Annotated in this window: 18 protein-coding genes; 5 read left to right on the forward strand and 13 right to left on the reverse strand. The window is 71.2% G+C overall.

Annotation, left to right across the window (positions count from 1 at the left end):
- Window positions 1-381: 381 nt before the first annotated feature.
- Window positions 382-1,041 (reverse strand): endonuclease NucS, encoded by a 660-nt coding sequence (nucS, locus tag FFT21_RS20010; protein WP_137815437.1) that lies wholly within the window; start codon window positions 1,039-1,041, stop codon window positions 382-384.
- A 194-nt stretch (window positions 1,042-1,235) separates the two neighbouring features.
- Here nucS and FFT21_RS20015 point away from each other — a divergent pair, with 194 nt between their 5' ends.
- From FFT21_RS20015 to FFT21_RS20025, 3 genes are read left to right on the forward strand one after another with little or no spacing between them, the layout of a single operon-like run.
- Window positions 1,236-1,772 carry an NUDIX domain-containing protein gene (locus tag FFT21_RS20015; RefSeq protein WP_137815438.1) on the forward strand — a complete coding sequence of 179 codons (537 nt, stop codon included), beginning with the start codon at window positions 1,236-1,238 and terminating at the stop codon, window positions 1,770-1,772.
- A gap of 36 nt (window positions 1,773-1,808) precedes the next feature.
- Window positions 1,809-2,078 (forward strand): BrnT family toxin, encoded by a 270-nt coding sequence (locus FFT21_RS20020; protein ID WP_137815439.1) that lies wholly within the window; start codon window positions 1,809-1,811, stop codon window positions 2,076-2,078.
- Window positions 2,079-2,105: 27 nt separating this feature from the next.
- Window positions 2,106-2,570: a hypothetical protein gene (locus FFT21_RS20025; RefSeq protein ID WP_137815440.1), complete on the forward strand. Its 465-nt coding sequence runs from the start codon at window positions 2,106-2,108 to the stop codon at window positions 2,568-2,570.
- Between the two features lie 10 nt (window positions 2,571-2,580).
- Here the strand turns inward: FFT21_RS20025 and FFT21_RS20030 are convergent, their stop codons facing one another.
- The 3 genes from FFT21_RS20030 to FFT21_RS20040 all read right to left on the reverse strand — a co-directional run bounded on the left by FFT21_RS20030 (window position 2,581) and on the right by FFT21_RS20040 (window position 6,664).
- Entirely contained in the window at window positions 2,581-3,354 is a 774-nt protein-coding gene (locus tag FFT21_RS20030; RefSeq protein ID WP_137815441.1) for an enoyl-CoA hydratase-related protein, read from the reverse strand.
- 135 nt (window positions 3,355-3,489) lie between these two features.
- Window positions 3,490-4,557, reverse strand: coding sequence for a glycoside hydrolase family 172 protein (locus FFT21_RS20035; RefSeq protein ID WP_137815442.1), 1,068 nt, complete (start codon window positions 4,555-4,557; stop codon window positions 3,490-3,492).
- A gap of 109 nt (window positions 4,558-4,666) precedes the next feature.
- Window positions 4,667-6,664, reverse strand: coding sequence for an ethylmalonyl-CoA mutase (locus FFT21_RS20040; protein ID WP_137815443.1), 1,998 nt, complete (start codon window positions 6,662-6,664; stop codon window positions 4,667-4,669).
- A gap of 313 nt (window positions 6,665-6,977) precedes the next feature.
- Between FFT21_RS20040 and FFT21_RS20045 the strand changes: the two genes are divergently transcribed.
- Complete coding sequence (locus FFT21_RS20045) at window positions 6,978-7,274, forward strand: hypothetical protein (protein ID WP_225978577.1); 297 nt, start codon at window positions 6,978-6,980, stop codon at window positions 7,272-7,274.
- A 126-nt stretch (window positions 7,275-7,400) separates the two neighbouring features.
- On the opposite strand, the gene murA is transcribed toward FFT21_RS20045, so the two are convergent.
- Window positions 7,401-8,681: a UDP-N-acetylglucosamine 1-carboxyvinyltransferase gene (murA, locus tag FFT21_RS20050; RefSeq protein ID WP_137815445.1), complete on the reverse strand. Its 1,281-nt coding sequence runs from the start codon at window positions 8,679-8,681 to the stop codon at window positions 7,401-7,403.
- 207 nt (window positions 8,682-8,888) lie between these two features.
- Here murA and FFT21_RS20055 point away from each other — a divergent pair, with 207 nt between their 5' ends.
- A complete protein-coding gene (locus FFT21_RS20055; protein WP_137815446.1) occupies window positions 8,889-9,524 on the forward strand; it encodes a cob(I)yrinic acid a,c-diamide adenosyltransferase in 636 nt (211 codons plus the stop codon).
- Between the two features lie 58 nt (window positions 9,525-9,582).
- On the opposite strand, the gene FFT21_RS20060 is transcribed toward FFT21_RS20055, so the two are convergent.
- From FFT21_RS20060 to FFT21_RS20095, 8 genes are all read right to left on the reverse strand, one after another.
- Window positions 9,583-10,008: a DUF2550 domain-containing protein gene (locus tag FFT21_RS20060; RefSeq protein ID WP_137815447.1), complete on the reverse strand. Its 426-nt coding sequence runs from the start codon at window positions 10,006-10,008 to the stop codon at window positions 9,583-9,585.
- Between the two features lie 34 nt (window positions 10,009-10,042).
- Window positions 10,043-10,411, reverse strand: coding sequence for a F0F1 ATP synthase subunit epsilon (locus FFT21_RS20065; protein ID WP_137815448.1), 369 nt, complete (start codon window positions 10,409-10,411; stop codon window positions 10,043-10,045).
- A gap of 215 nt (window positions 10,412-10,626) precedes the next feature.
- Window positions 10,627-12,057, reverse strand: a complete 1,431-nt coding sequence (gene atpD, locus FFT21_RS20070; RefSeq protein ID WP_137815449.1) for a F0F1 ATP synthase subunit beta — start codon at window positions 12,055-12,057, stop codon at window positions 10,627-10,629.
- A gap of 2 nt (window positions 12,058-12,059) precedes the next feature.
- Window positions 12,060-13,016, reverse strand: a complete 957-nt coding sequence (locus tag FFT21_RS20075; RefSeq protein WP_137815450.1) for a F0F1 ATP synthase subunit gamma — start codon at window positions 13,014-13,016, stop codon at window positions 12,060-12,062.
- A gap of 15 nt (window positions 13,017-13,031) precedes the next feature.
- Complete coding sequence (atpA, locus tag FFT21_RS20080) at window positions 13,032-14,675, reverse strand: F0F1 ATP synthase subunit alpha (protein ID WP_137815451.1); 1,644 nt, start codon at window positions 14,673-14,675, stop codon at window positions 13,032-13,034.
- 88 nt (window positions 14,676-14,763) lie between these two features.
- The gene (locus tag FFT21_RS20085) at window positions 14,764-15,582 is read right to left on the reverse strand and encodes a F0F1 ATP synthase subunit delta (protein WP_137815452.1); all 819 of its coding nucleotides are present in this window, start codon (window positions 15,580-15,582) and stop codon (window positions 14,764-14,766) included.
- The gene (gene atpF, locus FFT21_RS20090) at window positions 15,582-16,124 is read right to left on the reverse strand and encodes a F0F1 ATP synthase subunit B (protein WP_137815453.1); all 543 of its coding nucleotides are present in this window, start codon (window positions 16,122-16,124) and stop codon (window positions 15,582-15,584) included. Before atpF ends, FFT21_RS20085 begins: the two co-directional genes overlap by 1 nt.
- Window positions 16,124-16,651 carry a F0F1 ATP synthase subunit B gene (locus tag FFT21_RS20095; RefSeq protein ID WP_137815454.1) on the reverse strand — a complete coding sequence of 176 codons (528 nt, stop codon included), beginning with the start codon at window positions 16,649-16,651 and terminating at the stop codon, window positions 16,124-16,126. Before FFT21_RS20095 ends, atpF begins: the two co-directional genes overlap by 1 nt.
- Between the last annotated feature and the right edge of the window lies 1 nt (window position 16,652).

The following is a 16,652-nucleotide window of genomic DNA, read 5'->3' on the forward strand; positions in this document are numbered from 1 at the left end:
CACCTCCAGTCCAACATTATCCAACAAGACCAACCACGACGCGTCGGCGCCGCACGTTACCGCACAGTTTCAACGCGGTGAACCGATGTAGCGGAACTGTGTCCTAATTTGTTGCCGGGCCATACTAATTCACTCCAACGTGTCACGCATCACCCGGTCGAGAACCTGGGCGAGCCCGCACCGACAGGCCCGGTGAGCAGCACGGATGCCACAGCGGCCCGGCCGCAACGCTCCCTGGCCGTGCGTGTCGAGGGTTCCGCGCCGCCGGTCGCGTGTCGAGAGCGGCGTCCGTGCCCGTGCCGCGAACGCGCGCCGCGATCGCGTCGCCGGCGGGGGACCGGGACTCGGCGTCGCAGGCCGGTCCCGTTCCGGAACGGGCCGTCAGAACAGCCGGAACTCGTCCGAGTCCATGCCGCGGAGGGCGTCGTAGTCCAGCACGACGCACTCGATGCCGCGGTCCTCGGCCAGCGTCCTGGCCTGCGGGCGGATCTGCTGGGCCGCGAACACGCCGCGCACCGGAGCCAGCAGCGGGTCGCGGTTGAGCAGTTCCAGGTAGCGGGTCAACTGCTCCACGCCGTCGATCTCGCCGCGCCGCTTGATCTCCACGGCGACGGAGACGCCGTCGGCGTCCCGGCACATCAGGTCCACCGGGCCGATCGCGGTCGGGTACTCGCGGCGCACCAGCGTCCACCCCTCGCCGAGCGTGGTGACGTGCTCGGCGAGCAACTCCTGCAGGTGCGCCTCCACACCGTCCTTGACCAGGCCCGGCTCCACGCCCAACTCGTGCTTGGAGTCGTGCAGCACCTCATCGATGGTGATCAGCAGCTTCTCGCCGCTCTTGTTCTGCACGGTCCACCGGCCGTCGTCCTCGGTCAGCCAGCACGGCGGACTCATCCAGTTCAGCGGCTTGTAGGCGCGGTCGTCGGAGTGCACGGACACCGAACCGTCGGCCTTGATCAGCAGCAGCCGCTGAGCCATCGGCAGGTGCGCGGTGAGCCGTCCGACGTAGTCCACCTGGCAGCGAGCGATGACGAGGCGCACCCGGCCAGAGTAGAGGCACCGCGCGGCGGCACCCCGCCGCCCCGCCGGCAGCCCCCGCCCCCGCTGCCGGCGTGTCGGCGGCCACAGCGGCCGCGGAAGGTAGCGTCCGGCCGACCCCGTACCCGCGGGCGGGCGTGCCACAAGCACCGCGGTCGTCCGCGGGCACCGCGCGACACGAGGAAGGACCAGCCGCCGTGGAATCGCTCGGATCTCGTCAGGTGTACGCGAACGCGTGGATGAGCGTGCGCGAGGACACGATCCGCCGCGCGGACGGCTCCACGGGCATCTACGGCGTGGTGGACAAGCCGCACTACGCGCTGATCATTCCGCTGGACGGCGAGCGGCTGCACCTGGTCGAGCAGTTCCGCTACCCGCTGGGCATGCGGCGGTGGGAGTTCCCGCAGGGCACCGCGCCGGACCGGGCCGACGTGGATCCGGCCGAGCTGGCCGCCCGGGAGCTGCGCGAGGAGACCGGGCTGCGCGCCGCGCACCTGGTCGAGATCGGCGTGCTGGACGTGGCCCCCGGCATGTCCAGCCAGCGCGGCCGGGTGTTCCTGGCCACCGGGCTGACCGACGGCGAACCCGACCGTGAGACGGAGGAGCAGGACATGCGCACGGCGTGGTTCCACCGCGCCGAGGTGGAGCAGATGATCGCCCGCGGCGAGATCAGCGACGCCCAGTCAGTCGCCGCCTACACCCTCCTGCTGCTCCACGAGCACGCGCAGCCGTAGCTAGCACAATGCAATGCGTTGCATTATGCTAGGCGAGTGCGGGAGATCCGCTGGACGGACGAGTTGGACGAGCACATCTGGGTCCGCCACGGCGTAACTCCCGGCGAAGTGGAGCAGGTTCTCTACACCCGGCCGCGCTGGGTCGCCACGGGCAGGGACGGAACGACATACGTTTACGGGCGGAGGGACGCCGGCCGGTTCCTCCTTGTGGTGCTGAGCGAGGCGCAGACCAACGACTACTACGTCGTCACTGCCCGAGACATGACCGACGGCGAGCGTCGAACCTACCGCCGGAAGGCGCGGTGACCACCCGCCCACGTTGGAGGGCACGCGATGAAGAAGATCGAGGAACTGCGGGACTACATCGACACACACGACACCAGCGTCGAGATGGAGCAGGGCCACTGGGAGACCGAGGTCGCCGAGGACCCGATGGTCACCACGTCGCTCCGCCTTCCCAAGTCGCTGCTGGACTGGGTCCGCCAGCAGGCGGCCGCCGAGCATGTCAAGCCGACGGCGTGGCTTCGGGGCCTGATCGAGCAGCAGCGCGCGGGCCACGCCGATCTCGAAGAGCGGGTCAGTGCCCTGGAGACCGTGATCTCCTCGTGGCTCGCTCACCTGCGACCAGCGAGCCCGGCACGGCGCACGCCCGGCGGCCCCACCGCCGCTGGAACACGCGTAGCCGCCCAGCCCATCAAGATCGCGGGACGCCACGCCCGGGCCACCGCCGGCAAGGACGCCAAGACCGGCAATCCCACCCCTGGCACGAGGCGGCGCACGCGGTCAGGCAGCAGGTAGCCCGGCGGCGTCACTCTGGCCAGACGGGGTGGCGCTTCTCCAGGAACGCGGCCATGCCCTCGCGGGCGGCGGGGAGCTGCGACGCGGCGGCCATCACCTCGACGGCGAGGGTGTAGGCGTCCGCCTCGGGGCGGTCGAGCTGCGCGTAGAGGGTGCGCTTGCCCAGCGCCTTGCTGGCCCGGCTGCCCCGGGTGGCGCGGGCCAGCAACTCGTCCACGGCGCGGTCCAGCTCGCCGTCCGGCACCACCCGGTTCACCAGGCCCCACTGCTCGGCGGTGCGGGCGTCCACCGGGTCGCCGGTGAGCGCCATCTCCATGAGCCGCTTGCGGCCGATCGCGCGGGCCACCGGCACCGCCGGGGTGTGGCAGAACCAGCCGCCCCTGCCGCCGGGCAGCGCGAACCCGGCCGACTCGGCGGCCACCGCCAGGTCGCAGGAGGCGACGAGCTGGCAGCCGGCGGCGGTGGCCAGCCCGTGCACCCGGGCGATCACCACCTGCGGCACGGACTCGACGGTGCGCATCAGCTCGGTACACAGCTCGAGCAGCCGGCGCACCCCGAGCAGGTCGCGGGCGGCCACGTCGGCGAAGTCGTGGCCGGCGGAGAACACCGGCCCCTCGCCGGCCAGCACGATCCCGGTGGCATTGGTGTCGCCGGCCGCGCGGAAGGCGGCCAGCAGCTCGGCGAGGTGCTCCTCGGACAGCGAGTTCCGCCGCTCCGGGCGGTTCATCGTGATCCGCACCGTGTCGTCGGCCTGCTTCACCAGGATGTGCCGGTAGTCACCCATGCCTTCGACGCTACTCGGCCAGCCCGCCGTTCGTGACCCCCGTTCAGCACGCTCAACGGGGGTCTGGGCGTGCTCGGAGGCCCCGTTGAGGGTGCTGAATGCGGATTCGGGGGCGGCGGTCGGCGCCGCAGGGCGTCAGACGCGCAGGTCCTTGGCGGGCGGCAGCGGTGGCTGCGGCTCGTGCGGTTCGACCTGGTACCACAGCGCGGTGGAGGCGATGTCGTCCGGCAGCGTGCGGTACTTGCCCAGCGCGCCCCAGCCGAGCGCCTGCACGGTGACCCGGATGTCGGCGTCGAAGCGGATCGGGTCGGGAATGTGCCAGCGATACATGCCGAACCGCTGGCCGGCGCGGTACACGCCGTCGCCGATCACCTGGGGCAGCCCGAGGAACGGCGTGGAGTAGCGGCCGTACCGGCCCGGCGGCGCCTCGAAGTTCCACGCCCCGCCGACGTAGTCCTCGGTGCCGGTGCCGCAGATGGTCGGGAACTCGTTGTCACCGTCCAGGTAGAACTTGACCTCGCCCTCGCCCCACCAGCCGTCGCTGTTGGCCTGCCAGGCGAGGTAGGTGCCGACGTACTGGCCGCGCCCGCGCACCCCGTCCAGCACGGTGTGCACCTCCTTGTGCCCCAACGGGTTGCTGCGCCGCCAGGTCGCGTGCAGGTACGCCGCGTCGTCCGGCACGTCGGTTTCCGCGTAGGTGATCTGGTAGTACACCGGTGCGCTGGAACTGATCACCCGCCGGCCACGGTGCTCGAGGGTGAGCCGGGCCCGCTCGCGGAACGGCATCGGCCAGTAGCTGTTGAACCCGCCGGCCGGGTTGACCGCGACCGGCAGCGAGTTCACGTACGCCCGCTCGCACCAGCCGTTGCAGAAGAAGTCGCCGAGCGGCACCTCGATCGACGGGTGCTCCTCGCCGTCCCAGTGCGCGCGCAGCACCATGCTGCGCTCGACACCCTCCGGCGCGGTGAGCCAGAAGTGCTGGATGATGCCCGGCCCGGCGATGTCGGCCAGCACCGCCGTGTCGCCCGGTTTCAGGTCGATGGACGGGGAGACCTTCCAACCCTGGCCGAGTTCCCGGGCGGCCCTGGCGCCGGTGCCCTCGGTCGCCATGCCGCCCCGCCCCTTCTCCCCGGTCGGGTTCTCCGGCGTGATCGACCGGGTCCGGCTCGCGGGAAGCCGCCACAACCCGTCCATGCCCAGCATCGCGCCTCCCTACCGTCACGGCACCGTCGCGGCCCGACGCTAGGCCGTGCGGAACCGCCGGCGCTGGCGGGGTGACGACACCGCAGGTCACCCCGCCGGCGGGCGGCCGTCAGGTCGGCAGGCCGTGGGCGGCGCGGACCACGTCCACGATGCTGTTCATGATCGTGGTCAGGGCGTAATCCTTGGGGGTGAACACCTTGGTCACCCCGCGCTCCTCCAGCAGCGCGGCGTCCTCCGCCGGGATGATGCCGCCGGCCACCACCGGGATGTCCCCGGCGCCGGCCTGGCGCAGCCCGTCCACCACCGCCGGCACGACCTCCATATGCGAGCCGGACAGCACGGACAGCCCGACCACGTGCACGCCCTCCTGCACGGCGGCCGCCACGATCTCCGCAGGGGTCAGCCGGATGCCCTGGTAGATGACCTCGAAGCCGACGTCGCGGGCGCGGACGGCGATCTGCTCGGCACCGTTGGAGTGGCCGTCCAGCCCGGGCTTGCCGACCAGCATGCGCAGCCGCTCGCCGAGTTCCTCACCGGTGGCCTTCACCCGCTCGCGCACCGCGGCCAGCTCCTCGCCGGCCTCGCCGCCGGCGGCGGCCGCGGACACGCCGGTGGGCGCCCGGTACTCGCCGAACACCTCGCGCAGCGCGCCGGCCCACTCGCCGGTGGTCACCCCGGCGCGGGCGCATGCCAGCGTCGCCTCGACCAGGTTGGTGTCGGTCTTGGCCGCGTCCCGCAGGTCGCGCAGGGCGGTGTCCACCGCGGCCGCGTCCCGGCCGGCCCGCCACGCCTGGACGGCCTCGACAGCGGCCTGCTCCACCTCGGGGGCCACCGTCTCGATCGCCTTGGCGCCCTCGGCCTGCAGCGGGCTTGGCTCGGTGGTGTCGAACTTGTTCACCCCGACGATGATCTCCTCGCCGGACTCGATCCGCCGCCGCCGCTCGGCCAGCGAGCCGACCAGCTGCGACTTCATGTAGCCGCTCTCCACGGCGGCCACCGCGCCGCCCATCGCCTGCACCCGGTCGATCTCCTCCCGGGCGCCGGCCATGATCTCCTCGACCTTGGCCTCGATCACCGGTGAGCCGTCGAAGATGTCCTGGTACTCCAGCAGGTCGGTCTCGTAGGCCAGCACCTGCTGCATGCGCAGCGCCCACTGCTGGTCCCACGGCCGGGGCAGGCCGAGCGCCTCGTTCCACGCGGGGAGCTGGATCGCCCGGGCCCGGGCGTTGCGGGACAGCGTGACCGCGAGCATCTCCAGCACGATCCGCTGCACGTTGTTCTCCGGCTGCGACTCGGTCAACCCGAGGGAGTTGACCTGCACCCCGTAGCGGAACCGCCGGTGCCTGGGGTTCTCGATGCCGTAGCGGTCGCGGGTGATCTCGTCCCAGAGCGCGGCGAACGCGCGCATCTTGCACATTTCCTCGACGAACCGCACGCCGGCGTTGACGAAGAACGAGATCCGCGCGACCACGTCGCCCTTGCGGTCCTCGGGCACCTGGCCGGCGTCGAACACCGCGTCCAGCACGGCGATCGCGGTGCACAGCGCGTACGCGACCTCCTGGACCGGGGTGGCGCCCGCCTCCTGCAGGTGGTAGCTGCAGATGTTGATCGGGTTCCACTTCGGCACGTGGTGCACCGCCCAGGCCACCATGTCGGTGATCAACCGCAGGCTCGGCCCCGGCGGGAACACGTAGGTGCCCCGGGACAGGTACTCCTTGATGATGTCGTTCTGCGTGGTGCCGGAGAGCTTCGAGATGTCCGCGCCCTGCTCCTCGGCCACCGCCACGTACAGCGCGAACAGCCACATGGCCGTCGCGTTGATGGTCATCGAGGTGTTGGCCTCGGCCAGCGGGATGCCGTCGAAGAGCTGGCGCATGTCCCCGATGTGGCTGATCGGCACGCCGACCTTGCCGACCTCACCCTTGGCGAGCTCGTGATCCGGGTCGTAACCGGTCTGCGTGGGCAGGTCGAAGGCCACCGAGAGCCCGGTCTGGCCCTTGGCGAGGTTCCTCCGGTACAGCGCGTTGGACGCGGCCGCCGAGGAGTGACCCGCATATGTACGCATCACCCACGGGCGGTCCCGCTCCCGGTCGCTCGGGTACGGCACGGCCGCCACCTCCACTCCGTTGTGAGCGTTATCCAGAAGGCCCAGCGACCGCGGGCCACCCGCGGGACTCGCCGGCGGGGCGACCGGCGTGGTGGGCCGCGGGGAGACCGCTGAATAACGCGAACCTCTGAAATTGGCAGTGTGTTGCGGCCAGGGTACTGGCGGGTAACCTCGGCGGGAGCCGTGCAGTTGCTCACAGCTCGCGCCCCGGATCTCTTCCAGGGTCTCGCACACGGCGGGTACATGCGAGGGGCCCCTACCACACCCCGAACGACGGATGGTGACCCGCCCGGGTGCGGCGCACGATAGTGGTGTGCTCGTCGTCGACTGGCTCCTCGTGCTGCCGATGTTCATCCTGCTCATCGGCCTGCTGCGGTGGGCCTTCGGGGACGACCGCTCGATCGGCCCGCTCCCCGACGACGGTGACGGGAGCGGCTACGGGTTGCTCCGCGAGGTGGCCTCGGCGCCGACCCGGTCCGCCGCCGAGCGGCTGCGGACCGAGGGTGTGCGGGCCACCACCGCGCCGTCCGGGGACGGCGCCGGCTGCCGGGTGCTGGTCTTCCCCGACGACGAGGTGGCCGCCCGGCTGGTGCTGCACGACGAGCGCTAGCCAGGCACGCTCCGCCGGCCCGCGCGCCCCGAAGGGGTCGACAGGCGCGGAGACCGGGCCACCCAACACCACAACCGCATCCGGCCACGACAGCCACGGCCCGGCTACGCGGATCCGACGGCGCGCCTAACGTTCCGGCGGAGCCGACACGCGGTGCACGTCGGCGCCGAGTTTCTGCAGGTTCTCCACGAACAGCGGGTAGCCGCGGTCGATGTGGAAGACGTCCCACACCTCGGTGATGCCCTCGGCGCACAGCCCGGCCAGCACCAGCCCGGCACCGGCCCGGATGTCCGAGGCCCACACCGGGGCGCTGGACAGCCGCTCCACGCCGCGGATGACCGCGTGATGGCCGTCGGTGCGGGCGTCCGCGCCGAGCCGGACCATCTCCTCGATGAACCGGAACCGGGCCTCGAACACGTTCTCGGTGATCATCGACGTGCCGTCCGCCACCGCGGCCAGCGCCACCGCGAAGGGTTGCAGGTCGGTGGCGAAGCCCGGGTAGGGCAGGGTGACGAAGTCGACCGCCTTGGGCCGGCCGTCCATCACCACCCGGAAGCCCTGCTCGGTGGCGTCGTCGAAGGTGGTGATCTCCGCGCCCGCGGTACGCAGTTTCTCCAGCACCAGGTCCAGGTGGTGCGGGTTGACCCCGCGCACATGCACGTCACCACGGGTGACCGCGGCGGCGAACGCCCAGGTGGCGCCGACGATCCGGTCCCCGATGACCCGGTGCTCGGTGGGGTGCAGGGTGTCCACGCCGTGCACGGTGAGCGTGGAGGTGCCGGCTCCCTCGATCCGGGCGCCCATCTGCTGCAGCATGGTGCACAGGTCGACGATCTCCGGCTCGCGCGCCGCGTTGTCGATCACCGTGGTTCCGTCCGCCATCACGGCGGCCATCAGGATGTTCTCGGTCGCGCCCACGCTCGGGAAGTCCAGCCAGATCTGCGCGCCGTGCAACCCCTCGGCCTCGGCGACCACGCAGCCGTGCTCGATCTCGCTGTGCGCGCCGAGCTGGCGCAGACCGTTCTGGTGCATGTCCAGCGGGCGGGAGCCGATCGCGTCGCCGCCGGGCAGCGCGACCACCGCCCGCCGGCACCGGCCGACAAGCGGGCCGAGCACGCACACCGAGGCGCGCAGCTTGCCCATGGAGGCGAAGTCCGCGCGGTGGCTCAGCTCGGCCGGCGTGGTGATCAGCACCGTGCCGCCGTCCACGGTCACCTCGCAGCCCAGGCCGCGCAGCACGTCCGCCATCAGCGGCACGTCGAGGATCTCCGGGCAGTTGGTGATGGTGGTCGTGCCCTCGGCCAGCAGTGCCGCCGCCATCAGCTTGAGCACGCTGTTCTTCGCGCCGACGACCTCGACCTCTCCGGTCAGCCGCGCGCCGCCGCGGACCCGGAAATGCTCACTCACTGGGGATCTCCTCGGTCAACTACGTGCATCGTGTGGGTCTCTTCGCCCTCGCACGGCGGTCGCGCGGCCGCCGACCCTCGCCGAACGCCGCCCGGAAGAACACCGCGGCGTCCCGGTCGGGCATCCTGACCGGTACAGGCACCGCCGGCCATGGTACGAGGCCACCGGGATCGGCGGCGGGCCAGGAGCACCCCGTAGGGTGCTGGCATGGCCGTGCACCTGACTCGTATCTACACCCGCACCGGCGACGACGGAACGACGGGGCTGGGCGACTTCAGCCGGGTGCCCAAGACCGATCCCCGGCTGGTCGCCTACGCCGACGTCGAGGAGGCCAACGCGGCGATCGGGACGGCGCTGGCCCTGGGTCACGTGGCCGAGGACGTCGCGGCCGTGCTGCGGGCGGTGCAGAACGACCTGTTCGACGTCGGGGCCGACCTGTGCACCCCGATCGTGCCGGACCCGAAATACCCGCCGCTGCGGGTGACCGAGCCGTACATCGCCAGGCTGGAGCGCTGGTGCGACGAGTTCAACGAGCGGCTGGGCAAGCTGGACTCGTTCATCCTGCCCGGAGGGACGCCCGCGGCCGCGCTACTGCACACCGCGCGGACGGTGGCCCGCCGAGCGGAACGCGGCGCCTGGGCGCTGCTGGAGGTGGACGCGGAGCGCACCAACCCGCTCACCGCCAAGTACCTGAACCGGCTCTCCGACCTGCTGTTCATCCTGGCCCGGGTGGCGAACCCGGACGGCGACGTGCTGTGGCGCCCGGGTGCCAACGCGGAGGGCGCCGAGGCCGCGGCCGAGGACGCCGCCGCCGAGCGGAACGGCACCGAGGGCGCCCAGTGACGGTCGGCAGGACCACCAGGTCCCGGGTTTGCGGTACGTGAAGACCGGCGAACGGGGCTCAGGAGGCCCAGGGCACGGCGCGGCCGGGCGGGGCCGACTCCAACCAGGACAGGAATCCGGTGAGCGTGTCGGCCCCCATGGCGAGTTCGATGTCGCCGGCGTCGGCGCGGCAGCGGAGCACGGTCGCCCCCCGGGGCATGGCGTAGCTCTCCGTGGCGTCCGGCTCGCGGCGGGCGGCGATCTCCAGCCCGCTGCGCCGGATAACCCGGTCGGGCCGGGTGCTCACGCCGAGCACCCGGTACCAGAGAAAGTCACCGCCCCGGTAGTGGGCAATGCCGAGATGCCAGCCGCGGCCGGTGCCCTCCAGGCGCTGGCGCAGCGCGACCGGCACACCCTCCCGGATGGCCAACCACCGGCGCAGGGTCAGGGTGCCGGCCACGACGACCAGCAGCAGGAGCACCACTACCCACCCGGTGATTGCCACTGGCCGCTCCTGCCCCTCGCGCCGGTTGGTCAGCTCACTGGACCGAGTGACCCGCGGCCCGCAGCCGGGCCCTGCCCCGCAGGTGTACCTCCGGGTCGTGCGACTCGTAGTCGGCGCGAGCCTGGTCGACGTCGATCTCCTCGCGCAGCTCGGCCGACTCGGCGAGGATGCTCACGCCGTCCTCGGTGACCGAGAGGAAGCCTCCGTCCACCGCGGCGTGAATCTCGCCCCCGTCGGTCGAGTCGATGCGGACCATCTCACCCTGGACCAGTTCGGCCAGCAGGGGCAGGTGTTTGGGCAGGATACCGACCTCACCCACGGTGGTCCGCGCGAAGACGAAGGTGGCCGTCCCGGACCACACCTCGCGCTCCACCGCTACCAGGCGGACGGTCATCTCAGCCACGCGGCACTCCTTCGTCTTCTGCCGAGGTACTTTCTCCCGCCGAGGCAGCAGATAGCACCGCCGAGGTACTTTCCCCCGCCGAGGTGGCGGTTGGCACCGCCGAGGTGCGCTCTTCCGCCGGGACGGCGAACAGCACCGCTGGGTCGAGTGTAGAGGGTTCGGTGTGCGGGCGCCGGGGCGCCGGGGTCAACCCGGCGCCCCGGCGCGCCGTGCCGTCAGCGCTCGAGTTCCTTGGCCTTCTTCTCGACGTCGTCGAGACCACCGACCAGGTGGAACGCCTGCTCGGGCAGGTGGTCGTACTCACCCTTGGTGATCTTGTCGAACGCCTCGATGGTCTCCTTGAGCGGCACATTCGAACCGGGCTGACCGGTGAACTGCTCGGCGGCCATCATGTTCTGCGACAGGAACCGCTCGATGCGGCGCGCCCGGTGCACCAGCTGCTTGTCCTCTTCGGACAGTTCGTCGATACCGAGAATCGCGATGATGTCCTGGAGGTCCTGGTACCGCTGCAGGATCCGGATGACCTCCTGGGCCACCCGGTAGTGCTCCTCGCCGACGATCTGCGGGTCGAGGATGGTGGAGCTGGAGGCCAGCGGGTCCACCGCGGGGAAGATGCCCTTCTGGAACACCGTCCGGGACAGCTCCGTGGTGGCGTCCAGGTGGGCGAACGTGGTGGACGGCGCCGGGTCGGTGTAGTCGTCCGCGGGCACGTAGATCGCCTGCATCGAGGTGATCGACCGGCCCCGCGTCGAGGTGATCCGCTCCTGCAGCTCACCCATCTCGTCGGCCAGGGTCGGCTGGTAACCCACCGCCGAGGGCATGCGGCCCAGCAGCGTGGAGACCTCCTGGCCGGCCTGGGTGAACCGGAAGATGTTGTCGATGAACAGCAGCACGTCCTGCTGCTTCACGTCGCGGAAGTACTCCGCCATGGTCAGCGCGGACAGCGCGACCCGCATACGGGTGCCCGGCGGCTCGTCCATCTGCCCGTACACCAGGGCGGTGTTCTTGATGACGTCCGCCTCGCGCAGCTCCAGAATGAGGTCGGTGCCCTCACGGGTGCGCTCGCCGACGCCGGCGAACACCGAGGTACCACCGAAGTTGCGGGCGATCCGGTTGATCATCTCCTGGATGAGCACCGTCTTGCCCACGCCGGCGCCGCCGAACAGGCCGATCTTGCCACCACGCACGTACGGGGTGAGCAGGTCGACCACCTTCAGGCCGGTCTCCAGCATCTCGGTGCGGCCCTCGAGCTGGTCGAACGCCGGAGCCTTGCGGTGGATGCTCCAGTGCTCCAGGTCCTGGCCGTAGCCCGGCTCGTCCAGGCACGCGCCGAGGGCGTTGAAGACGTGGCCCTTGACCTCCTCGCCGACCGGCACGGAGATCGGCTTGCCGGTGTCGACCACCTCGACACCACGCACCAGGCCGTCGGTGGGCTGCATGGAGATGGCGCGGACCAGGTTGTCACCCAGGTGCTGGGCGACCTCCAGGGTCAGCGTCTTGGCCAGCTCGGGGAGGGCGACCTCGGCGTGCAGCGCGTTGAACAGTTCGGGCACCGCGTCCCGGGGGAACTCGACGTCGACCACCGGTCCGGTGACTCGAACGACCCGGCCGGTTGCCGTCTGGGTGGAAACATCAGTTGCGGTCATCGTTAGTCTTCACTTCCTGCGGCAGCGGCGAGCGCGTTGGCACCACCGACGATCTCGCTGATCTCCTGGGTGATCTGGGCCTGGCGAGCCTGGTTGGCCTGCAGCGTGAGGTCGCGAATGAGGTCGTTGGCGTTGTCCGTGGCGGACTTCATGGCCCGCTGCCGGGACGCCAACTCCGACGCCGACGCCTCCAGCAGGGCCGCGTAGATCCGCGTGCCGACGTACTTCGGCACCAGATTCTTGAACAGTTCGTCGGCGTCCGGCTCGAACTCGTACAGCGTCCGGACCGCCTCCGGCACCCCGTACTCGACCTCCATCGGGGCGAGCCGCCTGGCCACCGTCACCTGGCTGAGCATGGTGCGGAACTCGGTGTAGACGATGTGCAGCTCGTCGATCCCGGCCAGCCGGACGGTCTCCTCGCTGCCGGCCGGCTGGTACCGGGCGCGGGACTCCTCGTCCTCGTCGGCCCCGGCGCAGAACGCCCGCACCACCGGCCCGGCGATGGCCGCCGCGTCGGCGTAGGCCGGCCGCTCGGAGAACCCGGTCCACTGCGCCGCGATCTCCCGCCTGCGGAACGTGTAGTAGTTCAGTCCCTTGCGGCCGACCACGTAGAGCTGCGGGTCCTTGTTCTCCTGGCGCAGCAGCGCCAGCAGTTCCTCGGCCTGGCGCAGCACGTTGGCGTTGTAGGCGCCGCACAGCCCCCGGTCGGAGGTCACCACGATGACGCCGGCCCGGCGCGGGTTCTGCCGGCCCACCAGCAGCGGGTGGTCCAGGGCGGACGCGTCGGCGGCGGCCGACAGCACGTTGGTGATCTCGGCGGCGTACGGCCGTGCGGCCTGCACCCGGGCCTGCGCCTTGGCGATGCGCGAGGTCGCGATGAGCTCCTGCGCCTTGGTGATCTTCCGCATCGACTGGGTCGAGCGGATCCTGCGCCGCAGTACGCGTAGCTGTGCTGGCATGCTCGCTCTACCCGATCACTTCTTCTCCGGCGCCGGCCGGGCGACCTGGACGGACTCCTTGGCCTCGGCGGAGGCGTCCATCGGCTCCGCCCGCTCCTGCACCACCGGGGCACCGCCCGACGGGGTGAAGCTCTTCTTGAACTCCTCGACGGTGTCCACGAGCCTCTTCTCGGTCTCTTCGGAGAGCTTCTCGGACTCCCGGATGTCGGTGAGCACGTCCGAGGCGTGGTGCCGGACGTAGTCCAGGAACTCGGACTCGAACCGGCTGACGTCCTCGATCGCCACCGAGTCGAGGTGGCCCTTGGTGCCCAGGTAGATGGACACCACCTGCTCCTCGACCGGGAACGGCGTGTACTGCGGCTGCTTGAGCAGCTCGACCAGCCGGGCACCGCGGTCGAGCTGCGCCTTCGACGTCGGGTCGAGGTCGGAGGCGAAGGCGGCGAACGCCTCCAGCTCGCGGTACTGCGACAGGTCCAGCCGCAGCGAACCGGCCACCTGCTTCATCGCCTTGATCTGCGCGTCACCGCCGACCCGGGACACCGAGATACCGACGTTCATGGCCGGGCGGACACCCTGGTTGAACAGGTCGGTCTCGAAGAAGCACTGGCCGTCGGTGATGGAGATGACGTTGGTCGGGATGTACGCCGACACGTCGTTGGCCTTGGTCTCGATGATCGGCAGGCCGGTCATCGAGCCGCCACCCATCTCGTCGGACAGCTTGGCGCACCGCTCCAGCAGCCGGGAGTGCAGGTAGAACACGTCGCCCGGGTAGGCCTCGCGGCCCGGCGGCCGGCGCAGCAGCAGCGAGATCGCGCGGTACGCCTCGGCCTGCTTGGACAGGTCGTCGAAGACGATCAGCACGTGCTTGCCCTGGTACATCCAGTGCTGGCCGATGGCCGAGCCGGCGTACGGGGCGAGCCACTTGAAGCCGGCCGAGTCGGACGCCGGCGCGGCGACGATGGTGGTGTACTCCATCGCCCCGGCGTTCTCCAGCGCCTGCCGCACCGCGGCGATGGTGGAGCCCTTCTGCCCGATCGCCACGTAGATGCAGCGCACCTGCTTGGCCGGGTCGCCGCTCTCCCAGTTGCCCTTCTGGTTGAGGATGGTGTCCACGCAGACCGCGGTCTTGCCGGTCTTGCGGTCACCGATGATGAGCTGCCGCTGGCCGCGGCCGATCGGGGTCTGCGAGTCGATCGCCTTGATCCCGGTCTGCAGCGGCTCGGACACCGGCTGCCGCTGCATCACGCTGGGTGCCTGCAGTTCGAGGACGCGGCGCTCCTCGGTCTCGATCTCGCCGCGGCCGTCGATCGGCTGGCCCAGCGGGTTCACCACGCGGCCCAGGTAGCCGTCGCCCACCGGAACCGAAAGCACGGCTCCGGTGCGCTTGACCTCCTGGCCTTCCTCGATCTTTTCGAAGTCACCCAGGATGACCGCACCGATGGACCGGGTGTCCAGGTTGAGTGCGACCCCGAGGATGCCCCCGGGGAACTCCAGCAACTCGTTCGTCATCGTCGAGGGCAGCCCCTCGACGTGGGCGATCCCGTCACCGGTCTCGACGACGGTCCCGACCTCTTCGCGCGAGGTCTCGGTCGAGACGCTGGAGACGTATTGCTCGATCGCGCTCCGGATCTCGTCCGAGGAGATCGTCAGCTCCGCCATGCTCCTGCCGTCCTGCTCTCGTAGTTGTGCCGCGTGGTTCGGGGTGGGTTGTGGTCCGCCGGTCAGCGCCCGCTGTGGTTCGGCCGCCTCACCTCGGGAGGTCCCGGCTCGCCCTGGCCAGCCGGGTGGCGATGCTGCCGTCGATGACCTCGTCGCCGACCCGGACCACCATGCCGCCGATGACCTCGGGGTCGATCTCGACCTGGATCGAGACGGGCCGCCCGTAGATTCGGGACAGCACCGTCGCGAGCCGCTCCTCCTGCTCCGCCGACAGCGGTTCCGCGGCGACCACCTGCGCCATCGAACGGTTGCGGCGGGACGCGGCCAGCTCGGCGAGCTGCTGCACCACCGCGTCCAGGCTACGGTGCCGCGGCGCCCGCACGGCCTGCTCCAGCAACTGCAGCGTAACCGGCTTCACCTTGTCCGCCAGCAGCCCACGGAGCAGGTCAAGCCGGCCGGGCGCCGGCGCCGAGGTGTCCTCCAGCAGCTCCCGCAGGCGGCTCTCCGAGTCGAGCACCCGGCCGAAGCGGAACAGCTCGTCCTCCACCTCGTCCAGCGCGCCGTCCCGCTCGGCCGACGCCAGCAGGGCCTGCCGGGCGAGCGACTCCAGCGCGTCGACCAGGTCGGTGGTGCGCGACCAGCGCTGCGTCACCACCTCGAGGAGCAGGTCGAGCGCCGCGGCGTCGAGCTTGCCGCCGAACACCCGCTCGGCCAGGCCCCGGCGGCCGGACTCCGCCGCCGCCGGGTCGGCCAGGTACCGGCGCAGCACCCGCTCGGTGTCCAGCACCCGGGCCGCCTCGGAAAGCTGGTCGGCGAGCCGGTGCAGCGCGCCGGTCTCGGTGCCGCCGACCTGCTCCTCGAACCGGTCCCGCACCACGGCCAGGGACAACCTGCTGGTGAACTGCATCACGCGTCTCCCTTGCCCACCGCGGCACCGGCGGTGCCGGCCCGCTCGGCCTCCGGGGCGGCCATGCCCTCCAGCTCACCGAGGAAGCGGTCCACGGTGGCCGCGCGCCTGGCCGGGTCGCCGAGGTGCTCGCGGACCAACCGCTCGGCAAGCTGGGCGGCCAGCCCGCCGACGTGCGCCTGCAGCTCGCGCACCACGTGCTGGTGCATCAGCGCGAGCTGCTCCTCGCCGCGCTGGCGGACGCGCTCCACCTCCGCGTCGGCCCGCTGCCGCATCTCCTCACGGATACGGTCGGCGTCCACCCGGGCGGTGTCCCGGATCTTGGCCGCCTCGGTGCGCGCCTCGGCGACCGCGTCCTGGAACTTGCGCTCCGCCTCGGCGAGCCGCTCCTCGGCGCGCCTGGCCTCCTCGAGCTGGCGGCGCACCTCCTCCTGGCGCTCGCGCATCAGCTTGCGCACCGGAGGAACGACCTTCCACCACAGGAAGCCGATGATCACCGCGAAGGCGAACAGCGAGCTGATGTACTTCGCGACCTCACCCATCACGACCTACCTCCCAGCTCGCTGAGGAACCGGTCCACGGTCTCCCGGTGCCGGGGGTCGGCGGAGACGTCCTCGCCGAGCACCCGGCTCGCCAGCGTCGTGGACAGCGTGCCGACCTGGGCGTATAGCTCGCGGGTCGCCTGCTCCCGCTGCGCGGCGAGTTGCTCCTCGCCGCGCCGCCGGATGTCGGCGACCTCGGCCTCGGCCCGCTGCCGCATCTCGTCGATGATCTGCTGCCCCTCGGCCCGGGCCTCCTCGCGGATCCGGGCCGACTCGGCACGCGCCTCGGCCAGCGCCTCGGCGTACTTCTCCTTCGCGGCCTCGTACCGCTCACTCGCCTGGCGGCTCTCGTCCAACTGGCGCTGGACCATGTCGTGCCGCTCCCGCAGTGCCTTCTGCACCGGAGGCAGCACGTACCGCCAGATCACCAGCAGCACGATCGCGAAGATGAGGATCTCCGCGAAGATCGTGCCGTTGGGGAGCAGGAAGTTCGAGTTCCCCTCTGCGGCGAGAACCTGACCCGGCATG

It is taken from the genome of Gandjariella thermophila, from assembly GCF_005405885.1.
Classification (GTDB): Bacteria; Actinomycetota; Actinomycetes; order Mycobacteriales; family Pseudonocardiaceae; genus Gandjariella; species Gandjariella thermophila.

Coding starts and splice junctions, on each gene's coding strand:
- FFT21_RS20055 (WP_137815446.1), top strand. CDS start 8,889: ATGGCCGTGCACCTGACTCGTATCTACACCCGCACCGGCGACGACGGA.
- FFT21_RS20085 (WP_137815452.1), bottom strand. CDS start 15,582: ATGCAGTTCACCAGCAGGTTGTCCCTGGCCGTGGTGCGGGACCGGTTC.
- FFT21_RS20035 (WP_137815442.1), bottom strand. CDS start 4,557: ATGCTGGGCATGGACGGGTTGTGGCGGCTTCCCGCGAGCCGGACCCGG.
- FFT21_RS20075 (WP_137815450.1), bottom strand. CDS start 13,016: ATGCCAGCACAGCTACGCGTACTGCGGCGCAGGATCCGCTCGACCCAG.
- atpD (WP_137815449.1), bottom strand. CDS start 12,057: ATGACCGCAACTGATGTTTCCACCCAGACGGCAACCGGCCGGGTCGTT.
- FFT21_RS20025 (WP_137815440.1), top strand. CDS start 2,106: ATGAAGAAGATCGAGGAACTGCGGGACTACATCGACACACACGACACC.
- atpF (WP_137815453.1), bottom strand. CDS start 16,124: ATGGGTGAGGTCGCGAAGTACATCAGCTCGCTGTTCGCCTTCGCGGTG.
- FFT21_RS20095 (WP_137815454.1), bottom strand. CDS start 16,651: ATGCCGGGTCAGGTTCTCGCCGCAGAGGGGAACTCGAACTTCCTGCTC.
- atpA (WP_137815451.1), bottom strand. CDS start 14,675: ATGGCGGAGCTGACGATCTCCTCGGACGAGATCCGGAGCGCGATCGAG.
- FFT21_RS20030 (WP_137815441.1), bottom strand. CDS start 3,354: ATGGGTGACTACCGGCACATCCTGGTGAAGCAGGCCGACGACACGGTG.